Source organism: Sporosarcina sp. P16b (genome assembly GCF_002743065.1).
Lineage (GTDB): Bacteria > Bacillota > Bacilli > Bacillales_A > Planococcaceae > Sporosarcina.
Window position 1 is genome coordinate 189,149 of the sequence record NZ_PDYO01000003.1, and the last position, 20,151, is coordinate 209,299.

Below are 20,151 nucleotides of genomic sequence, written 5' to 3' on the forward strand. Positions count from 1 at the left end.
AGTGTATAAGTATTTAGGCTAAACTGCAATAATGCTCACTTTGCAAATTTTCACATAAACAAGTGCGGGAGGGAGTTATTTGAGCGACAAGGCAATTGACATTCAACAGATGGAGAAAATATTTGGCAACATGGTTAATGTAATGGATCGTTCAAAAAGCGATATCTTCTTAATTAGTGAACAAAGCCGCAGGAGTTATGAAGAAATGCAAACAGAGTTAGCAGAAGTGAAAGATAGTATTTCTCATGTTATAACTGAAGGGGATTCTCTAGAGAACCTATCACGCCATTCTAGAAAGCGTCTTGCTACTGTATCAAAAGACTTTGTAACATATAGTGAAGAAGAAGTTAAACAAGCTTATGGTGTGGCAAATGACTTGCTTGTACGCGCCTCCATTAATAAAATGGAAGAGAAACAACTTCGTGGAAGACGGGATGAACTTGAACGTCGACTTATGTTGCTGCTCTCTACAATTGAAAGAGCAGACCAGCTTGTTAACCAAGTAACCACTGTGATGACATATTTAACATCTGATTTGAAAAATGTAAGTACAGCACTGGAAACTGCACGCCATAAACAAGACTTTGCCATTCAGATTATCCAGGCCCAAGAAGAAGAGCGTAAACGTTTATCACGTGATATTCATGATGGACCCGCGCAAATGCTAGCCAATGTCTTGATGCGTTCCGGTTTAATCGAAAAAACGTTTGTTCAGCATGGTCCAGAAGAAGCAATGCGAGAGCTATCTTACCTAAAAGAAATGGTTAGGGGAGCGTTATCTGAAGTACGTCGTATCATTTATAATTTGCGACCAATGGCTTTGGATGACTTAGGGCTTGTTCCGACATTGAGAAAGTATTTATTGACCATTAGCGAATACGAGGCGCCGCTAATCATTCATTTTCAAAGTAACGGAGCAGAAAAAAGATTTGCTTCCAATTTTGAAGTAGGTATTTTTCGTCTCATACAAGAATCAGTAAATAACAGTATTAAACATGCGAAAACTGATGAAATATGGGTGAAAATCGAATGGTTACGTGAATCGGTTAATATATTGATTAAAGACCAAGGCCTCGGCTTTGATACAAATGAAGTAAAAGAGAAATCATTTGGTCTCATTGGAATGCAAGAACGTGTGGAGTTATTGAAAGGAAAAATGAAAGTCACCTCGAAAGTCGGGGAAGGCACTTCGGTTCTTTTTCAAATTCCATTGGACGAAGATCTGTAAGTAAGGTAATTACTGGGAGGAATAGGAAATGGAAGCGACAAAAATTTTGATAGTAGATGATCACCAATTATTCCGTGAAGGAGTTAAACGAATTTTGGATTTTGAAGAATCGTTTAACGTAGTAGCAGAAGGCGACGATGGTGTCGAAGTAGTTGAATTGTATAGAGAGTATGAGCCAGATGTAGTGCTGATGGATATTAATATGCCACGCATGAATGGTGTAGACGCGACGGAGCAATTAGTGAAAGAGTTTCCAAATGCGCGCGTTATCATGCTATCCATTCACGACGACGAGTCCTATGTTACACATGCTTTGAAAACAGGCGCTCTCGGCTACATGCTAAAAGAAATGGATGCAGACGCAATTATTCAAGCAATCAAAGTAGTAGCAAATGGTGGATCATACTTACATCCAAAAATCACGCATAATTTAGTAACAGAATTCCGACGTTTGAGTGAGAGAGAACATAAAGGATCCTTCCAGCAGAACGACATTCGTCGCCCCCTTCATTTATTGACGAAGCGTGAGTGTGAAGTTCTACAATTATTAACAGATGGCCAGAGTAACCGGACGATTGGTGAAACGCTCTTCATCTCGGAAAAAACGGTGAAAAACCACGTTTCCAGCATTTTGCAAAAAATGAGTGTAAATGACCGGACACAAGCTGTTGTTACAGCAATCAAAAATGGTTGGGTAGAAGTAAAATAATAATAGAATGAAAAAGGTCTTTGTACGTAGAAGGCCTTTTTCTCTACGTAGGAGGAGCATATGAAGAAAAAAGTGGCAGTCGCGTCCATAGCTTTAGCGCTCGTATTAGGCGCATGTAATAACGCAGATGAAACAAACGAGAACCATCCAGAAACTAGCGAAGCTGCACCGGGCAATGGTGCTATCGATCATGGAGTAGACGATAAAAAAGTAGGATTCAGCATGTCAGGCGACCAAGTGGAAGAAGCTACAGATGTGCCAAAAGAAGATAAAGATGAAATTCTAGCGGCTTTTGAACGCTATATCGAAACATTGAACAATCAAGACGTAGAAGGTTATCTTGCTACGCTTTCTACCGAAGGCTATGATCTGGAAGAAGAGCGTCAGGCTATGGAAGAAATGCTTGAGAATACTACGATGAAACGTGAAACAGATAATGAAACGATTGTAAAATATTCAAAGGATAGCGCACAGGTATTTTCTACGTTGAAAACGACATTCACGGACAGTGAGACAGGAGTAGAAAATGCACCCGAAGGTCGCCAAGTAACTGTTTTGACGAAAGAAGATGGGACATGGAAAGTGTTCTCTATCCACTTTATTGGTGATGAACCAGGAAAAGAATAAACTTGTTTTAACTATCGATTGAGTGTCAAAACTTCCAGTTCGTATAACTGGGAGTTTTTTTATGCAAAAAAGCCATACTAATAGCGCTTGCTTTTCTTCGCTAAAGGAATTATAATCAATTTAAGAACATACGTTCTATTGGGAGGCGATATCAATGCCTTTGATCCCCGCAGAGGCAATGCCATATTTGGAAAACTACATTTACCTTCCTATGTTATTGACGATTATGGAACGAGACCGTCGGCTACTGGAGGAGGTTCCGTTTAAATTGAAAAGTCCATATCTTAATTTGTTAGACGAAACGATGAACACAGTTTCTGCTGATTTACGAACCACTGCTTTGTATTTACAAGAGCATAAAATGCGAGTGATACGCCATTCAACAGATGAACTATTTACGGAATATGTATTTTTATATGATGGTTATCAAGATATGCGTCGTTATTTAAATGTTCGCTTACGTAACCGGTCAGAAGAGTTACTGAATCTGTATATTAGGAAATTGTCGAATCAGAACTCTTCGGCTCCATGATCATATAATAGGAACTTCGCAATTCCTCTTGAGCGTTTTCAAATCGTTGAAACAAAATATGTGATAGTGCCATTTGGCGATAAACAGTAGCTATCGAAGTATCCAATTGCATTTGCGTATCATTTTTTAACATAACGGTCACGCCGTCCTCGTGTTGAACAACGTCTTTTACTGCATGATAAGCTACCCATGAGTTTTTATGTAAAGTGGGGGACAGCAATGGAAAAAATAATAAAGGCCGGTCATTTGAATGGGTCAGCATGATCGGTGGCTTTGGACGATTTTTCAAATCCATTTTGGAACTGTTAATAATGGATTCAAAGTTGGAACGGTAATGTGCACATGAATCTCTCATAATTTCTAGTGGTGTTTTCTCGACAATAAAAGTCCGGTCGCTTTCTACTACTTTTGTATAGTACGGATTTGCATGTTGTCCATGAAGTAATGCAAAAGTATGGAATGTAACAATATAAGATGATAGATAATGTGGATTGGCCATGTTGTTCCCCCCAGTTTTATAGGACCATATACGTATTAATTATAGTATAGAAAAAACTAAAATCAACTGTAATATTGGAAAATAGTAAATATTCTATTAACATGGTGGATTTTATCGAATGATCGTAGGGCGGGGAAGAAGCGACATTAATTGATGTTGCAAGCGGGCACGTTCGCGTGTGACCCCACGGGCCAATGAACTTCTCTACCATTGCCAGCAGAACCACCATCTGATGAGCAGATACGTACAGAAAGAGCACGTGCAAAACTACAACTCAACGCGCTTCTTACGCTTAAATACATCAAAATGTTATACAAACTGCGTGTCTCTCTCTTCACCCTAAATCATTCATTTTAATTCAGCCACCACTGTTGTGGTGAAATATAAAAACTGAAGATACCCATACCTTCGTAGGAGTGATCTTCAGTGTATTACTTCACTTCAGTTCTGATACTCAATCGCTGCCGCACCTAATGTTTTCGCTGCTGCAATCATAGCTTTTTCATCAATGTCAAAACGTGGATGGTGGTGAGGATAGGCTTCTGCCGGACGGGCACCTGTGAAGAAGAAAGTACCCGGAACTTTTTCAAGATAGTAGGCGAAATCTTCTCCTCCCATTTGTGGTTGCATTTCTTCTACACTACTTAGATCCGCAATGGATTCAGCGACAGTTTTCAGGTAGGTTGTTTCTTTTTCATGATTGACCACTGCCGGATATCCACGGAAGTACTCTACAGTGATTTCACAATCGTGAGCCAAGGCTGTACCTTCAGCTACACGCTTTATTTCGTATTCCATGAGGTTGCGTACGTCATTGGTGAATGTACGAACAGTTCCGCCCAGAACAGCTTGGTCAGCGATGACATTAAAAGCGTTTTCTGCGACGAATGAGCCGATGGATAGTACAGCTGATTCGATGGGGTCAACACGTCTTGAGACGACTTGTTGTAAGTTCATCACAAGCTGTGAACCGATTACGATAGCGTCTTTCGTTTGATGGGGAGATGCACCGTGGCCGCCAGCTCCTTGAATGGTAATATTGAATCGATCCGCTGCAGCCATGATCGGGCCTGAAGCATAATAGATGACACCTGATTCGAAAAGTGACCACAGATGCGTGCCGAAAATGACATCGACTCCTTCTAAACAACCGTCTTCGATCATTGCAATGGCGCCACCTGGAGCCAATTCTTCTGCGTGTTGATGGATAAATACGTATTCGCCAGAAAGCTCATCACGCATTTCATTCATAGCTTTTGCTAATTGAAGGAGCGTGGCGGTATGACCATCGTGTCCACATGCATGCATGACACCAGGTACAGTGGATGCATATGATGTATCTTTTTGATCTTGAATAGGTAATGCGTCAAAGTCTGCTCGCAAAGCAACGGTTTTTCCTGGCTTTGTACCTTTGACTCTTGCTACGACACCATTGCCGCCTACTCCAGTACGTACTTCTACTCCAAGACGTTTATAGAAGTCAGCGATATAAGCTGCGGTTTTCGTTTCTTTAAATGACACTTCGGGGTTCATATGTAAATAACGGCGAATCTCTACCATATCGTCATAAGATTGTTCCAGTTTCTGAAATAATTGTTCTCTCATTAGTAAAACCCCTTTCAAATAGACAAATAAGTCAATCAACTCGTTCAGTATAGCAAGCAGTAGGCCACATCGCAAACTACGTGTTTTAAACTTTTGGGTAAATGAAGTGACTAAATAGAGTGTGTAAATCATAGGGTTGACCACTTTCAACATAAAAAAGAAGGTCTGACGTCAAAACGTCAAACCTCCTCAGTAGGTGTTTTATAATGTGTAGTATATGGAGCGCTTGTGAAGATATGTTGTGTAGCACCACCTGCATCCTTGAAAACCGTCTTATCGGATAATTGATTACCAGGGGAGTTATACCAGATGTCATACAAACGTCGCTCTGTCCATTGTGTCAGCAATGTATACGTATCTGATCCGATTGGACGCAGTAAGCGGTATGCTACGAAACCGGGCATGTTTTGCAGTTTTTCGCCTAGGTGCTTGTACTGATGTTCGAAAATAGGTTTGCCTTCATCTGTCACCGCGACGTTGTCCATTGCGAAGAATCCAGGTTCTGTTAGGTTACCGTAAGAACCTACCACTTCGAACTTCCTCGGCGTTTGAAATATGCTTTTGCCGTTCGTCTCATGTAGCAACAGCGTATTGCCGCCGCCATTCATTAAAAGTATTGACTCATCAGCATGTTGGTCTTTGATTTTCTCCATAAAACCCATCGTTCCAGTTGTCATATAAATATTCATATAAAATTCCTCCTTTGGCTAGTAACGATCGTCTGTGCTAAGTTTGATTAAAAGCACTCTTTACCAGTGTATGATTCTACCTTTAGTAATTCCCTTAAATCTCCCGAATCAAACACTAATTGCAAGCAAGTTAGGAATGATTGTCTAAAGCATGGCAGAAGTGAGGGGTGTCCTAGCACAAAATTATGACAAAGGCGCAATTCACTATACATTGACCTGTCAACGGTTTATCATGAGAACGTATAAGAGTTACGTGAAAGAAATTAAAAATATGGAAAGAGGTATCTCTGAATATGTCAACTTTTAACGATACGCTATTACGTGCTGCGAGAGGCGAGGAAATTGAACACACGCCAGTTTGGTTCATGCGTCAAGCAGGACGTTCACAGCCGGAATATCTTAAAATCAAAGAAAAATACTCCTTGGAAGAAATTACGCATCAGCCAGAACTATGTGCGTATGTAACAAAACTTCCAGTAGATCAATATGATGTAGATGCAGCTATTTTATATAAAGATATTGTTACACCACTTGTAGGTATTGGAGTAGACGTAAAGATTAAATCAGGCGTAGGCCCTGTTATTTCCAATCCAATTCGTTCTGCACAAGACATCGCAAACTTAGGCGAGTTTTCAGCAGAGGAGCAAGTTCCCTATGTGTTGGACACGATCAAAATGCTGACACAAGAACAATTGAATGTACCACTGATCGGTTTTGCTGGTGCACCGTTTACACTGGCGAGTTATATGATCGAAGGCGGCCCTTCAAAGAGCTATAACCTGACAAAATCCTTCATGGTGTCTGAGCCACAAGCTTGGTTCGCATTGATGGATAAATTAGCTGATATGACGATTAGTTATATCCAAGCACAAGTTAAAGCTGGCGTGAAAGCCGTGCAAATATTCGATTCATGGGTAGGCGCTTTAAATGTATCGGATTACCGAATCTTCATTAAACCTACTATGACTCGTATTTTCTCAGAACTTCGTAAATTAAATGTTCCATTGATTACATTCGGAGTTGGTGCAAGCCACTTGGCGAATGAATGGCATGACCTACCAGTCGACGTAGTTGGATTGGATTGGCGCTTGTCTATAAAAGAAGCTGGTGAACGCGGTATAACAAAACCAGTGCAAGGTAACTTGGATCCATCGATGTTACTAGCGGACTGGTCAGTCATCGAAGAACGTGCAAAGCTTATTGTTGAACAAGGTGTAGAGCACGGTAGCCACATCTTCAACTTAGGCCACGGCGTATTCCCTCAAGTACAACCTGCAACATTGAAACGCTTAACGGCTTTCGTACATGACTATAGTAGAGAGTTACGTTCGAAATAACAATCCAACCATGAGGTGAAAATGATGACGAAAAAGAAAATGGGCTTACTCGTTATGGCGTATGGAACGCCAAACTCCTATGACGATCTAGTGCCGTATTACACGCATATCCGTAGAGGCCGTCCGCCGGCTCCGGAACAAGTGGAAGATCTTCGCAATCGCTATGAAGCAATCGGAGGCATTTCACCACTTGCGCGGATTACAGATGATCAAGCGGACGCATTAGGCGCACGTTTGAATGAAGCACAAGACGAAATAGAATTTACAGTCTATGTCGGTCTAAAGCATATTGCGCCATTCGTCGAAGATGCAATACAAGAAATGCATGATGACGGGATTACTGAAGCAGTATCTATTGTATTGGCACCACATTTCTCTACGTTCTCCGTTAAATCATACAACGGTCGTGCACAAGAGGAAGCGGACAAGCACGGGATTACACTTACTTCTGTTGAAAGTTGGTATAAGCAACCAAAATTCATCGAGTACTGGGCGAACCAATTGCGTCAAACTTATGATGCGATGGACGAGACAGAGCGTAAGAATTCATGCTTGATCGTGTCTGCCCACTCGTTACCAGAAAAGATTCTGGCTAATGGTGACCCATATGCTGATCAGTTGAAGGAAACAGCAGAAATGATCACACAAGCAGCAGGCGTTAAAACATATGCACTCGGTTGGCAAAGTGAAGGGCAAACACCTGAACCTTGGTTAGGTCCGGACGTACAAGACTTAACACGTGACTTGTTTGAAACAAAAGGATATACATCATTCGTTTACACACCAGTTGGTTTCGTATCGGACCACTTGGAAGTTCTATACGATAACGACTACGAGTGTAAAGTAGTATGTGACGATATCGGCGCAGCGTACCACCGACCTGCCATGCCGAATACCGATCCTTTATTCATTGATGCGATGGCTGATGCTGTAATGGATCAATTATACGCAACAAAATGAATTCAATTGGATCGGAGTGAAAAAGGACATGAGTGAACGAAAAAAAGTAGTCATAATCGGCGGCGGAATCACGGGTCTCGCTGCAGCGTACTATATGCAAAAAGATGCCCGTGAACAAGGACTTCCCATAGATATCATCATGATCGAAGCATCAACAGAACTTGGTGGAAAAATCCAAACAGTCCGTCGAGACGGCTATGTAATCGAACGCGGTCCAGACTCCTTTTTGATCCGTAAACAAAGTGTAGACCAATTAGCGACTGAACTGGGTATTGGAGATCAGCTTGTTCGAAACGCAACAGGGCAAGCGTATATCTATCTGCATAATCAAATGCACAAAATCCCGGCAGGTGCTGTTATGGGTGTACCGACAGAAATCAAACCTTTCATTACATCCGGTTTATTTAGTTTGAGCGGTAAAATACGTGCGGCGGGCGACTTTGTTTTACCACGTTCTGAAATAACTGGAGATCAGTCGCTCGGCAAGTTTTTCCGGCGTCGCTTTGGTACTGAAGTGGTGGAAAATCTAATTGAGCCATTATTGTCGGGCGTCTATGCAGGCGATATCGATCATATGAGTCTGGAATCAACTTTTCCACAGTTCTATGAAGTGGAAAAAAATCATCGCAGCTTAATTTTAGGAATGAGAAAGACCACTCCTAAACAACTGCCACAAAAGAACAGTCATAGTTCGAAGAAAACGGGAGCTTTCCATACTCTTAAAAATGGTCTGGATTCATTGGTAATAGCCCTCGAAGAACAGTTGACAGATGTCCACGTTATGAAAGGTACGCGTGTCACTAGCATAATGAAACAAGACGACCGCGCCGTTCTGACATTGAATGATCAACAGCAAATCGTAGCGGATGCAGTAATCATGTCAACGAGTCATACCGTAGCAAGTCATTTGTTTGAACCACATGGTCTGTTGAAAGAACTAGGAACGATTCCGACGACATCGGTCGCAACTATCGCTTTAGGTTACCCCAAAAAGGCGATGAAGAGCGATATTGATGGGACGGGTTTCTTAGTACCACGCAGCAGCAATCATTCCATTACGGCTTGTACACTTGTCGACCGTAAATGGCCGACAACTACACCTGACGAAAAAGTGATGGTGCGTGCATTCGTCGGACGCGTTGGGGAAGAAGCGATTGTCGACTTACCAGATGCTGAAATAGAGAAAATCGTTCGCAAAGACTTGGAAGACATTCTCAAGCTTGAAGGTGAACCGGATTTCTGTATCATAACACGCTGGAAAGAGGACCGACCGCAATACCGCGTTGGCCATAAAGAGAAAGTCTTACGCGCGCGGGAGGAAATGCAATCCGCGTTCCCGATGGTTGAGCTTGCGGGTGCATCCTATAATGGAGTCGGTTTACCTGACTGTATCGATCAAGGAGTCGCAGCGAAAGATCAAGTGCTGGCGAAGCTATTTACGTAACATGATAAAATCCGTACAACACTCGTTGTACGGATTTTTTATGTTGTAAGGTAAGTAGATTTGAGGGGGAGGCGCGGTCTGTCAGGGGAATGGCGCGGTTGTCGGCGAGTATGGCGCGGTTTGTCAGAGGAATAGCGCGGTTGCCGGTGAGTTTGGCGCGGTTTGTCAGGAGAATAGCGCGGTTATCAGCGAGTATGGCGCGGTCTGTCAGAGGAATAGCGCGGTTATCAGTGAGTTTGGCGCGGTTTGTCAGAGGAATAGCGCGGTTGTCAGCGAGTATGGCGCGGTCTGTCAGAGGAATAGCGTGGTCATCGTCCATTTTAGCGCGATGTTTCACCACATTGGCGCGGTTTGCCTAGCAAACTGCGAAAAATACCACATCTATGTATCTACGCAAAAAAAAAGCGAATATAGGAATATTCGCCGAAAGAAAGTTTTTTTATTTTACGTTGCAATGATTACATTGATTAGAGTAACACTCGTGCTGCTCTTCAATTTCAGTTCCACATGTCGCACAAACCTTCGCCGGCAAGTTCTTGAAAAACTCTACGATGCTTTCTACCATATCCATCCATCCCCTTTTGTTTGTTGTATAACTATTTGGTATATACACATTGTATTATAACAGATACCAGAAGTCAACATTTCATTTATTTTTCTGTTAAAATGGATTCAGGCCCATTGTGACGCGCTTTTGAGCTATTTTAGTGCTTCCAATTGTGAGAATTGACTGAAAATAAATTGTGACAATTTTGTGAGGAGAGAAGAAAATATGAAATTTATTGATAATCAAGGCATTACAGATCCACGTATTAACTTGGCGATTGAGGAATATGTACTCAACACGATGGACGTAGACAAAGATTCGTATTTGCTGTTTTATATCAATGAACCTTCCATCATTATTGGGAAAAACCAGAATACAGTGGAAGAAATCAATACGGAGTTTGTCGATCGTCACGGCATCCACGTCGTACGAAGACTGTCAGGTGGCGGTGCGGTGTATCATGATAAAGGAAACTTGAACTTTAGTTTCATTACGAAAGATGATGGGGAATCGTTCCGTAATTTTAAAAAGTTCACGGAGCCTGTAACAGATGCGCTTGCGAAAATGGGGATTAAAGCAGAGTTGCTTGGGCGTAACGACATTTTGATTGATGGACGCAAAATTTCCGGAAATGCACAATTCGCAACAAAGGATCGCATGTTTAGCCATGGGACGTTGTTGTTTGATACAGATATGGAAGGTGTCGTGAATTCACTCAAAGTGAAGAAAGACAAAATTGAGTCAAAAGGGATCAAGTCGATTCGTAGCCGTGTCGCGAATATTTCGGAATTCTTGGAAGAGCCTATTTCAATTGAACAGTTTAGACAAGAAATCTTGAATTCGATGTTCGACGGTGAAGAAAATATTGAGTATCGTGTGTTGACGGATGAAGACTGGACAAAAATCCGTGAATTGTCTGCGGAGCGCTATGGCAACTGGGAGTGGAATTACGGCCGTTCACCGAAGTTCAACTTGCAGCAGACTAAACGTTTCCCTGTGGGTGGAATTGACGTTCGCTTGCAAGTGGAAAAGGGCAGTATAGAAAACGTGAATATATACGGGGACTTTTTCGGTGTGGGCGATGTCCAAGAAATTGAAAATCGTTTAAAAGGTGTGAAATATGAGCGCAAGGCGATCACAGACGCACTGGAGTCTATGGACGTTGAAAAAATCCTTGGTGGTATTCAGCTCGAAGAATTTGTAAATGTAATCTATTAAGGGGAAGCGCATGTCTTGCGGGGCATGCGCTTTTGTGTACGAGGATTCATTTATGTGTGGTGGGAAATGCGCTATACTTAACATAATGAGAAAGTGAGGGGTCACGGTGAAACATCGAATATTTATTGTAGAAGATGATGTAAAAATCGCGAAATTGTTAGCGGGAACGCTTGAGAAATATCAATATGAAGTCGCAATTATACAGGATTTTGATCGAGTCGTGGAAGAATGCAATGCGTATAATCCACATCTGGTGCTTTTAGATATTAACTTGCCGATTTATGACGGCTACTATTGGTGCCGTCAGCTACGACAGCATACGATGTGTCCGATTATTTTTATTTCGGCGCGCTCAGGTGATATGGATCAAGTGTTTGCTCTCGAAAATGGAGGCGATGATTTTATAACGAAGCCATTCCATTATGAAATTGTATTGGCGAAAATTAAAAGCCATTTGCGTCGGTCGTTCGGCGAATATTCACCGAATCAGTCGGAACGCATGATTGTATCGGGCGATTTGACGTTGTATATAGAACGGATGACGTTACAAAAAGGAAAAGAAGAAATTCCACTTCAGAAGAAAGAATGCGTCATTCTGGAATTGCTGATGGGCGAGTCCCCGAAAGTCGTATCGCGCGAAAAGTTACTCGAAGAACTGTGGGATGACCAGTCATTCGTCGACGAAAATACGCTGAACGTTAATATGGCCCGAGTACGCAAGAAATTGACCGATTACGATGTACAATCTTGGATTGAAACAGTGCGTGGCGCGGGGTATCGTTTCATGCCGGAATCAGAAGTCGAATGAAGGCATTTACACTGTTCGTTAAAGAGCATGTATCATTCATGCTGTTTCAGATCGGACTCGTATCGTTCATACTACTATTGTTTTGGCTTGACGGTTTCCGCAATCCGAATACGGCCATCTATTCGGTGGCGATGAGTATTTTACTTACTGCGGGCTATTTGGGAGCGAAGTTCATCATGCGACGTACGTATTATGCAAAGATCGTCGAAAAACCGAAGCAAATGGAAGATGCTTTGATACGGCACATTATGACGCCCGAACACCGACAGACGACGGCATTTACGCGTGAATTATATCGCCTGTACCAACATGAGGTCCAGACATTATATGATAGACAAAATCGTCATTTACATTTCATGAATCAATGGGTGCATCAAATGAAAACACCGATTTCAGTTATTAATTTATTATTGCAAGAAGAGGAAGTGGACAAGAAGAGTCTCGAGCAGGAAGTGGGACGCATCCAAAATGGATTGGATATCGTCCTTGTCAATGCGCGGCTTGAAACGTTTGAAGAAGATATGCAAATTGAGCGGCTATTGCTGAGACAAATTTTGCAGGAAGTGCTGAATGACAACAAACGACTTTTCATTGTGAACGGTCTGTTTCCTGTGCTGAATGTTGATGAACACTTAACCGTCGCGACTGATCGAAAGTGGATCAAGTTTATGCTCAATCAATTCATTACGAATGCAGTGAAATATACATTTGAAAAAGGTAAGAAAATACATGTGAATGCAGTCCAGCTACCAGAAGGACTGTGTCTTGAAATTAAGGATGAGGGAATCGGCATACCGGCATCTGATATACACCGAGTTACGAAAGCTTTCTTCACAGGAGAAAACGGTAGATTATCTGGAGAATCGACGGGTATGGGACTGTATATCGCATCCGAAGTCTGTGAGAAACTCGGTCACGAACTGACGATTTCCTCGAAACAAGGAGAAGGCACGACAATCGCATTATTATTTAAAGACGGAGAGGCGGGTGAACAAGTAGATGACGCAACCGGTCGTTAAGATGGAAGATGTCACGAAGATCTATGAAGGAAAAGTCATACATCGTGCATTGAATAAATTAGACTTCGATGTGCAAGAAGGGGAGTTCGTTGCAATTATGGGGCCGTCCGGAAGTGGTAAGACGACGTTGTTGAACTTATTGATGGCCACGGATATTCCGACCTATGGCAAGATTGTCATCGGAGGCGTGGAACCGGAAAAGCTCAGTCAAAACGAAATCGCCTTATTCCGTAGACGGCAAATTGGTTTCGTCTTTCAGGAAATTAATTTACTGCAAATGCTGACGGTGGAAGAAAATTTGGTATTACCGTTAACTCTTGATGGACTACCTGTTGAAGAAATGAAAAAACGAGTAGAAGATATGGCGCAAAAGTTGAATTTGGAAGATATTTTGGAACGCAGACCGGATGAACTATCGGGTGGACAAGCACAGCGAACCGCGATAGGACGGGCGCTCATCCATCAACCGAGCATTCTGCTAGCGGATGAGCCGACAGGGAATCTTGATTCAACGTCGGCGAAAGATGTGCTCGAATTACTTGAACATATTAACCAACATGAACAGACATCCATTATTATGGTGACGCACGACCCGATTGCTGCGAGCTATTGTGACCGTGTCCTGTTTATTAAAGATGGAGAGTTTTTCAATGAAATCTATAAAGATGAACGCCGGCAAACATTTTTCCAGCGTATCTTGAATGTGTTGTCATTACTTGGAGGTAATGTGAATGACTTTTCGACAGTTCGCTTACCGTAATGTCGTTCGTAACCGCCGGGTTTATGCAGCCTTCTTCATGGCTAGTGTGTTTTCCGTCATGGTGTTTTTCCTTTACTCGATGCTGCTGTTTCATCCATCGATTGAAAACACTTTTCTAAAAGAGATCTCAGCTCTCGGCATGGGAATAGCGGAAATCATCCTATTCATATTTACGCTGTTTTTCCTATTCTATTCGATGCGTGCATTTTTGCAGGCGCGATCGAAAGAGTTTGGGGTGCTGTTGCTTCTCGGAATGGCAAAACGTCAGTTGCATCGACTCATTTTCATCGAAACGATGTTGCTTGGCTTCGCATCAATCATAAGTGGAATTTTCCTCGGCTTCATGTTTTCGAAATTCTTTTTCATGATCGTCAAAGCGATCGTGCAAATTCCGGTATTACCGCTCTATTTATCTTGGAAACCATTCGTGCTGACGATGGGGGCATTCCTCAGTTTATTCGCTATCATTTCATATATCGCTCCTGTATTCATTCAGCAAGGACAAGTATCGGATTTGTTACATGGGGATATGGCCGTACAATCGGTGTATTCGTACTCGAAAAGCCGTGGGATCTTCGGAGTGGTGCTGTTGTTGCTCGCCTACGCCATGGCGGCTTTCGTATCCCGTTCGAGCATCATCAGTCTGTTCTTCCTACTACCGCCACTTATCACAATCGGGACCTATTACTTTTTCACCGATACCTTGCCGCTCGTCTTGCATGCATTGCGACGGCAAAAGAACATCTTCTGGCGCGACTTTTGGATGATTTCGATTTCGGAAAGCATCGTACGGTTAAAAGAAAATGCGCGGATGTTCTTCATCGTCACGCTCGTTTCGACCATAGCGTTCATGTCCGTCGGCATTCTGGCATCGTTAACGTCATTCGCTTCGCAATATCGGGAAGTAAATCCGCTCGGGCTCATTTACAAAAGTTTGCCACATAATGAATTCGAGTACCCACATATCGCACAATTGACCAATGAACTCGATCAAGCGGGTCTTGATTACTGGGCTGTACGTTTTCGTGTGCTTGAACAGCAATCTTCTTACACGAAGAATAAAGTTAATATCGTCAAGCTGTCTGATCTGAATGAACTGGCCGCAACTTTCGGTGAAAAGCCACTTTCATTACACAGAGGACATGCGTTGTTCTTACCCGCAACAGCTGCTGCGGCCAATCAGTTGTCGACGGAATCAGTCAGCACCGAACTAGGTGACAGTGGCGTCTCACTCGAGATTGAAGGCGTGTATCCGTATAAATTGTTTCCGCCAAACGCACTTGGGCTCAATACGATCGTTGTGAATCATTTGGATTTCGATCGCATTGAAGAACAAGCACATGCCAATGCACTGGCGTTTAATTATTATGCGTTTAACGTAAGGGATTGGCAGAAGACGAGGGAAATCGGATTATCTATCCATGCCCAAGTGTTGGCGGGCCTCATGCTCGAACACCGTGATCCCGTGCGCTACGAGTTTGAGAATCCTGGGTTGAATTATTCGCATATCCGAATGACGTTTTCGTTGCTGTTGTTTATTGGATTATTACTCGCAGGTGTGTTTTTCCTTGCGTCTGGCAGCTTCATCTACTTCCGGTTGTATACATCGCTTAGTCATGATCGACGGCAGTATGCGGTGTTGCAGCGGATTGGGATGACGGATAGGGAGTTTACGAAGATCGTCAACCGGCAATTGATTCCGCAGTTTTTCTTTCCGTGGGGTGTGTCGTTCATCCACAGTGTGTTTGCGTTTATGGCGTTGCAGGTGATTTGGGATGCGCTTGCGGAGATTTCCATTGTCAAAGAGCTAGCGCTTGTGCTGGCGGGCTTCGCGCTGATGCAGATTTGCTATTTCTATCTCATCCGCTGGCGCTATATTTCACATATTAAGGCACCTACTTCTTAGGGTGTCTTTTTTTAATGGAATTGATTAGATTAGTTCAAAGTGTAAGGGTCTAGGGGTTGGGGATTTGCGCTCTAGGCGGACGCGTTCTGGAGGGCCCGCGGTGAGCCAACTGTTCGCTGCGCTCTCTTAGTTGTCTCACCTGTCGAGCTGATCCTCCCAGAGTCGCCGCCTGCCGCTCCAATCCCTTGCAAAGTAAGTGGAAGTTAATTTTTGTTGTGCATTAAAGCTGGTCCTGTAATTGATTTGCATATAATTTTGAACTTGAATGAGTTCAAACATAGCACCAATTCAAACGCTACTACCAGAAAGCATTTTAAATATTTCCACTTTCCACGTAGGGATTGAAGCGGAAGCTGGGGCGACGGGAGGATCAGCGTGAGTTCGAGACCCTGGACTGAACGAAGTGAGGGAAGCGGCTCGGGCCACGCCCTCCGGAAAGCGTCCCCAGCTGGAGCTTTAATCCCCAACCCAACACCCCGTCAGCCTAACCTAATAAAGTAAATAAACAAAATTCCCAGTAAACTCTTGCCAATTAATTATTTTGTCAGTATAATGAACGAAATACTGAATGGTTATTCATTCACTTGTTAGGGAGATGAAAGCATGAATTTAGTTTCTAGTGTTCAACAGACAGCACAGAGCAAGCCAAGTAAAATTGCCTATCGTTTTATGGGAAAAGACACGACGTACGCAGAGTTCGATATGTCCGTATCCATGTTCGCCAACGCGCTACAAAACCTAGGGGTTAACAAAGGGGACAAAGTGGCATTTTTACTTGGTAATACGCCGCATTACTTGATCTCTCTCTACGCAACTATGCGCATCGGAGCAACAGCTGTACCGATCAATCCGCTCTATACACCTGACGAGATTTCATATATTTTAGAAAACAGTGAAGCCAAAGCCGTTATTGCGATCGATCAATTATTACCACTTGTAGAAGTAGCCAGCCAGTCTTTCCCGACGATTGAGAACTATGTCATCTGTGAAATGAGTCCGGATGCAGGAGAGAAATTAGCTGCGCTGAATGGCTCAGTGAAGGCAAAAGTGCATCCATTTAGCTTGCTCATCAAGCAATCGAAACCGATGATGGAAGCGGTAGCAGTTGACGAAGATGAAAGCGCTGTCATACTTTACACATCAGGAACAACGGGACACCCAAAAGGGGCGATGTTAACACATAAGAATATCTACTCCAATGCACGTGACGTAGGAGACTATTTAGGCTTCTCGGAAAATGATAAAGTGGTGGCGACATTGCCTTTATTCCACGTATTTGCCTTAACGGTTGTAGCGAATGCACCACTCGTCAAAGGCGCTACTATATTACTTGAGCCACGCTTTAGTCCGGGTGAAATATTCCACGTAATTCGTGAACAAAAGGCCACGATATTCGCCGGTGTTCCTACTATGTATAACTTCCTTTATCAATATCCGGAAGGTAAAACAGAAGACTTTGAATCCATCAGACTGGCGGTTTCAGGTGGATCTTCACTGCCTGTATCTTTGCTTCATGATTTCGAAGAGAAATTCGATGTGCGTGTTTCGGAAGGGTATGGCTTGTCAGAAGCCTCACCGGTAACGTGTTTCAACCCGTTAGATCGTGAACGTGTGCCTGGATCGATCGGAACAAATATTATGAATGTCGAGAATAAAGTCGTCGACGAAAATGGTGAAGAAGTTCCTGTCAATGAAGTCGGTGAATTAATTGTACGCGGCCCCAACGTCATGAAAGGGTATTATAAAATGCCAGAAGAAACTGCGGCTGTTCTACGTGACGGTTGGCTCTATACTGGCGACTTAGCGCGACGAGATGAAAACGGTTACTTTTATATAGTAGACCGCAAGAAAGATATGATCATCGTCGGCGGATTCAACGTGTATCCTCGGGAAGTAGAGGAAGTGCTGTTTAGCCACCGTGATATTGTAGAAGCAGCAGTCGTTGGCGTGCCGGACGCGAACTTCGGTGAAGAAGTACAAGCATATGTGGTGTTGAAGGAAGGTTCGGATGCTACGGAACATTCACTGCTTAATTATTGTGGGAAGCGTCTCGTGAAGTATAAAGTACCAAAGTCTATTGAGTTCTTGGATGAATTACCGAAAAATACGACAGGTAAGATTTTAAGACGTTCATTGAAAGATCAAATTAAGAGTTAATGATAGTGGAAAGGAGTGATGGGAATTATAACCCGTCACTCTTTTTTTACGCATGTATTGCCAAAGCAAGTGCTGACTTGTTATGGTTTAGAGAGAATAGTAGGAAAACAGGAGGTATGAGATGAATAAACGAGTTGTAACGATTGAAGATTTATTTGAAACGAAATCTGTCACGAATCCCGTATTGGCACCTAACGATCAAGAAGCGGTGTTTACGGTGACGGAATTAAATAAAAAGGACAATGCGTACCACTCAGCTATCCATCATATCGATTTACAAACGGGTGATGTCACGCGGTGGACATATGGTAAGCACCAAGTCAGTGCGCCGAAATGGTCTCCTGACGGCAAGAAATTAGCATTTTTATCAAATCGCAGCGAAACAAATCAACTGTATATCATGCAAAAGGCGGGCGGGGAAGCCTATGCGCTAACGGATTGTAAAAAAGGAATCGATTCATTCGAATGGTCGCCGTGCGGTAAGAAAATTTGGTTTACAGGCACGCTGAAAACAGGCGAAACATTTTCTACTACGGTACAGAAGCAAAAAGGATTTCCGCAACCGGTCCGTGTGACGAAAATGAAATACAAAGCAGATTTCATTGGTGTAGTACCGCAAGATGAATATACTCAAATCGGTTATGTTGAACTGGCCACGTGTACTATTTGCAATTTCACAATGGAACCATTTGATCATTCACTAGAAGCGGTTTCACATGACGGCAAGAAATTGGTAATCGGAGTCAATCGCAATGAGCAGACGGATCATGATTTCAGTACGCCGTTCGTGCTGTTGGATGTGGAGACAAAAAAAGAGACGGTCATTCTCGATGAACAAGGCTTTTTCGGCAATGTAGCTTTCTCTAAAGACGACCGTTATATTGCGTATACAGGGTATGACATGACGTTCCAAAACGTTACGCAGGCAGATATTTTCGTCTATGACCGGGCTAACGATCAGACGATGAATTTGACAGCGGGAATTGACGCGCCGATTGGAGACGAAAGTATTTCCGATCACTTGCAACAAGTGATTGCGCCAGGCGTAGTTTGGACGGATGACGAGCAATTGTATTTCCAATTATCGAGTATGGGGGAAGTGCGTTTGTATGCGGCTACACTTGACGGCGCGATTTATCCTGCGACGGGTGAAGAGGAGCATGTCTACGGGTATGATGTCGCGGGCGACGCGGAATTTGCGTTGCTCACGGTTAGCACGATGACGAATCCCGGAGAACTGTATCGCCAAACGATTGCGACTGGTGAACGGACAAAACTCACTTCATTCAATGAAGACTGGTTGAAAAGAGTCGAGTTAGTTAAACCGGAAACGATTCATTATACGAATGACTTTGTAAATATCCAAGGATGGCTGATGAAGCCTGCAAACTTTACAGAAGGTAAAACCTATCCGCTAGTTGTGGAAATTCATGGTGGACCGCATGCGATGTATGGCTATACGTATTTCCATGAAATGCAAGTGTTAGCGGCGCAAGGCTATGGCGTTCTCTATGTCAATCCACGTGGCAGTCACGGCTACAGTCAGGCGTTTGTTGACGCAGTGCGTGGCGATTATGGTGGCGGTGGATATGAAGATATCATGGTAGGACTAAATGAAGTACTGAAAACCGAAAACTGGATTGATGAAACGCGCCTTGGCGTGACGGGTGGTAGCTACGGTGGCTTCATGACGAACTGGATTGTCGGGCATACGAACCGTTTCAAAGCAGCCGTCACACAACGCTCGATCAGCAACTGGATTAGTTTCTTCGGTGTCTCCAATATTGGCTACTACTTCACTGACTGGCACCTAAAGGCTGGAATGACAGACGTCGATACGCTGTGGAATCAGTCACCGTTAAAGTATGCAGTGAACATCGAAACACCTCTATTAATCCTTCATGCCGAACGTGATTTCGTCTGTCCCATCGAGCAAGCCGAACAATTATTCATTACACTAAAAGATTTGGGCAAAGAAACCGAATTTGTTCGCTTCCCAGAATCCGATCATAATATGTCGAGAACAGGGAAACCGAATCTGCGAATTGCGAGATTAGAAGAGATTACCGGGTGGTTTAAACGGTATCTATAAGGTAAGATGAGAAG

Annotated in this window: 18 protein-coding genes; 14 read left to right on the forward strand and 4 right to left on the reverse strand. The window is 43.1% G+C overall.

The window, feature by feature from the left end; all coding sequences use genetic code 11:
- Nucleotides 1-79: 79 nt before the first annotated feature.
- The 4 genes from CSV77_RS06505 (at nucleotide 80) to CSV77_RS06520 (ending at nucleotide 3,096) form a co-directional block, all read left to right on the forward strand.
- Nucleotides 80-1,228 carry a sensor histidine kinase gene (locus CSV77_RS06505; protein WP_199203710.1) on the forward strand — a complete coding sequence of 383 codons (1,149 nt, stop codon included), beginning with the start codon at nucleotides 80-82 and terminating at the stop codon, nucleotides 1,226-1,228.
- Between the two features lie 28 nt (nucleotides 1,229-1,256).
- Nucleotides 1,257-1,937 (forward strand): response regulator, encoded by a 681-nt coding sequence (locus CSV77_RS06510; protein ID WP_099631140.1) that lies wholly within the window; start codon nucleotides 1,257-1,259, stop codon nucleotides 1,935-1,937.
- A gap of 60 nt (nucleotides 1,938-1,997) precedes the next feature.
- Complete coding sequence (locus CSV77_RS06515; protein ID WP_099672772.1) at nucleotides 1,998-2,564, forward strand: nuclear transport factor 2 family protein; 567 nt, start codon at nucleotides 1,998-2,000, stop codon at nucleotides 2,562-2,564.
- Nucleotides 2,565-2,718: 154 nt separating this feature from the next.
- Nucleotides 2,719-3,096: a YhjD family protein gene (locus tag CSV77_RS06520; protein WP_099637173.1), complete on the forward strand. Its 378-nt coding sequence runs from the start codon at nucleotides 2,719-2,721 to the stop codon at nucleotides 3,094-3,096.
- Here the strand turns inward: CSV77_RS06520 and CSV77_RS06525 are convergent.
- From CSV77_RS06525 to CSV77_RS06535, 3 genes are all read right to left on the reverse strand, one after another.
- Nucleotides 3,059-3,595, reverse strand: a complete 537-nt coding sequence (locus CSV77_RS06525) for a competence protein ComK (protein ID WP_099631137.1) — start codon at nucleotides 3,593-3,595, stop codon at nucleotides 3,059-3,061. The genes CSV77_RS06520 and CSV77_RS06525 overlap by 38 nt on opposite strands.
- Nucleotides 3,596-4,036: 441 nt before the next feature.
- Nucleotides 4,037-5,200, reverse strand: a complete 1,164-nt coding sequence (locus CSV77_RS06530) for a M20 family metallopeptidase (RefSeq protein ID WP_099672810.1) — start codon at nucleotides 5,198-5,200, stop codon at nucleotides 4,037-4,039.
- A gap of 179 nt (nucleotides 5,201-5,379) precedes the next feature.
- Nucleotides 5,380-5,889, reverse strand: coding sequence for an antibiotic biosynthesis monooxygenase family protein (locus tag CSV77_RS06535; protein ID WP_099631136.1), 510 nt, complete (start codon nucleotides 5,887-5,889; stop codon nucleotides 5,380-5,382).
- Nucleotides 5,890-6,182: 293 nt separating this feature from the next.
- On the opposite strand from CSV77_RS06535, the gene hemE reads away from it, so the two are divergent.
- From hemE to hemY, 3 genes are read left to right on the forward strand one after another with little or no spacing between them, the layout of a single operon-like run.
- Entirely contained in the window at nucleotides 6,183-7,226 is a 1,044-nt protein-coding gene (hemE, locus tag CSV77_RS06540) for a uroporphyrinogen decarboxylase (RefSeq protein WP_099672773.1), read from the forward strand.
- 24 nt (nucleotides 7,227-7,250) lie between these two features.
- Entirely contained in the window at nucleotides 7,251-8,186 is a 936-nt protein-coding gene (hemH, locus tag CSV77_RS06545) for a ferrochelatase (protein ID WP_099672774.1), read from the forward strand.
- 28 nt (nucleotides 8,187-8,214) lie between these two features.
- Entirely contained in the window at nucleotides 8,215-9,630 is a 1,416-nt protein-coding gene (gene hemY, locus CSV77_RS06550) for a protoporphyrinogen oxidase (protein WP_099672775.1), read from the forward strand.
- Between the two features lie 439 nt (nucleotides 9,631-10,069).
- Here the strand turns inward: hemY and yhfH are convergent, their stop codons facing one another.
- Entirely contained in the window at nucleotides 10,070-10,195 is a 126-nt protein-coding gene (gene yhfH, locus CSV77_RS06560; RefSeq protein ID WP_083035173.1) for a protein YhfH, read from the reverse strand.
- Nucleotides 10,196-10,402: 207 nt separating this feature from the next.
- Here yhfH and lplA point away from each other — a divergent pair, with 207 nt between their 5' ends.
- The 7 genes from lplA (at nucleotide 10,403) to CSV77_RS06595 (ending at nucleotide 20,137) form a co-directional block, all read left to right on the forward strand.
- A complete protein-coding gene (gene lplA, locus CSV77_RS06565) occupies nucleotides 10,403-11,395 on the forward strand; it encodes a lipoate--protein ligase (protein WP_099672777.1) in 993 nt (330 codons plus the stop codon).
- 106 nt (nucleotides 11,396-11,501) lie between these two features.
- On the forward strand, nucleotides 11,502-12,203 hold the full coding sequence (locus CSV77_RS06570; RefSeq protein ID WP_099672778.1) for a response regulator transcription factor: 702 nt from the start codon (nucleotides 11,502-11,504) through the stop codon (nucleotides 12,201-12,203).
- Nucleotides 12,200-13,222 (forward strand): sensor histidine kinase, encoded by a 1,023-nt coding sequence (locus tag CSV77_RS06575; protein WP_099672779.1) that lies wholly within the window; start codon nucleotides 12,200-12,202, stop codon nucleotides 13,220-13,222. The genes CSV77_RS06570 and CSV77_RS06575 overlap by 4 nt, the downstream gene beginning before the upstream one ends.
- Nucleotides 13,203-13,982, forward strand: coding sequence for an ABC transporter ATP-binding protein (locus tag CSV77_RS06580; RefSeq protein ID WP_099672780.1), 780 nt, complete (start codon nucleotides 13,203-13,205; stop codon nucleotides 13,980-13,982). Before CSV77_RS06575 ends, CSV77_RS06580 begins: the two co-directional genes overlap by 20 nt.
- Nucleotides 13,954-15,888: an FtsX-like permease family protein gene (locus CSV77_RS06585; RefSeq protein WP_199203711.1), complete on the forward strand. Its 1,935-nt coding sequence runs from the start codon at nucleotides 13,954-13,956 to the stop codon at nucleotides 15,886-15,888. Before CSV77_RS06580 ends, CSV77_RS06585 begins: the two co-directional genes overlap by 29 nt.
- A gap of 603 nt (nucleotides 15,889-16,491) precedes the next feature.
- Nucleotides 16,492-18,045, forward strand: coding sequence for a fatty acid--CoA ligase family protein (locus CSV77_RS06590; RefSeq protein ID WP_099672781.1), 1,554 nt, complete (start codon nucleotides 16,492-16,494; stop codon nucleotides 18,043-18,045).
- Nucleotides 18,046-18,166: 121 nt separating this feature from the next.
- Nucleotides 18,167-20,137, forward strand: coding sequence for a S9 family peptidase (locus CSV77_RS06595; protein WP_099672782.1), 1,971 nt, complete (start codon nucleotides 18,167-18,169; stop codon nucleotides 20,135-20,137).
- The last annotated feature ends 14 nt before the right edge of the window (nucleotides 20,138-20,151 follow it).

Excerpts from the sequence above, each read along its gene's own strand:
- CSV77_RS06510 (WP_099631140.1), top strand. The coding sequence starts at position 1,257 with ATGGAAGCGACAAAAATTTTGATAGTAGATGATCACCAATTATTCCGT.
- CSV77_RS06515 (WP_099672772.1), top strand. The coding sequence starts at position 1,998 with ATGAAGAAAAAAGTGGCAGTCGCGTCCATAGCTTTAGCGCTCGTATTA.
- CSV77_RS06520 (WP_099637173.1), top strand. The coding sequence starts at position 2,719 with ATGCCTTTGATCCCCGCAGAGGCAATGCCATATTTGGAAAACTACATT.
- CSV77_RS06525 (WP_099631137.1), bottom strand. The coding sequence starts at position 3,595 with ATGGCCAATCCACATTATCTATCATCTTATATTGTTACATTCCATACT.
- CSV77_RS06530 (WP_099672810.1), bottom strand. The coding sequence starts at position 5,200 with ATGAGAGAACAATTATTTCAGAAACTGGAACAATCTTATGACGATATG.
- CSV77_RS06535 (WP_099631136.1), bottom strand. The coding sequence starts at position 5,889 with ATGAATATTTATATGACAACTGGAACGATGGGTTTTATGGAGAAAATC.
- hemE (WP_099672773.1), top strand. The coding sequence starts at position 6,183 with ATGTCAACTTTTAACGATACGCTATTACGTGCTGCGAGAGGCGAGGAA.
- hemH (WP_099672774.1), top strand. The coding sequence starts at position 7,251 with ATGACGAAAAAGAAAATGGGCTTACTCGTTATGGCGTATGGAACGCCA.
- hemY (WP_099672775.1), top strand. The coding sequence starts at position 8,215 with ATGAGTGAACGAAAAAAAGTAGTCATAATCGGCGGCGGAATCACGGGT.
- yhfH (WP_083035173.1), bottom strand. The coding sequence starts at position 10,195 with ATGGTAGAAAGCATCGTAGAGTTTTTCAAGAACTTGCCGGCGAAGGTT.
- lplA (WP_099672777.1), top strand. The coding sequence starts at position 10,403 with ATGAAATTTATTGATAATCAAGGCATTACAGATCCACGTATTAACTTG.
- CSV77_RS06575 (WP_099672779.1), top strand. The coding sequence starts at position 12,200 with ATGAAGGCATTTACACTGTTCGTTAAAGAGCATGTATCATTCATGCTG.
- CSV77_RS06580 (WP_099672780.1), top strand. The coding sequence starts at position 13,203 with ATGACGCAACCGGTCGTTAAGATGGAAGATGTCACGAAGATCTATGAA.
- CSV77_RS06585 (WP_199203711.1), top strand. The coding sequence starts at position 13,954 with ATGACTTTTCGACAGTTCGCTTACCGTAATGTCGTTCGTAACCGCCGG.
- CSV77_RS06590 (WP_099672781.1), top strand. The coding sequence starts at position 16,492 with ATGAATTTAGTTTCTAGTGTTCAACAGACAGCACAGAGCAAGCCAAGT.
- CSV77_RS06595 (WP_099672782.1), top strand. The coding sequence starts at position 18,167 with ATGAATAAACGAGTTGTAACGATTGAAGATTTATTTGAAACGAAATCT.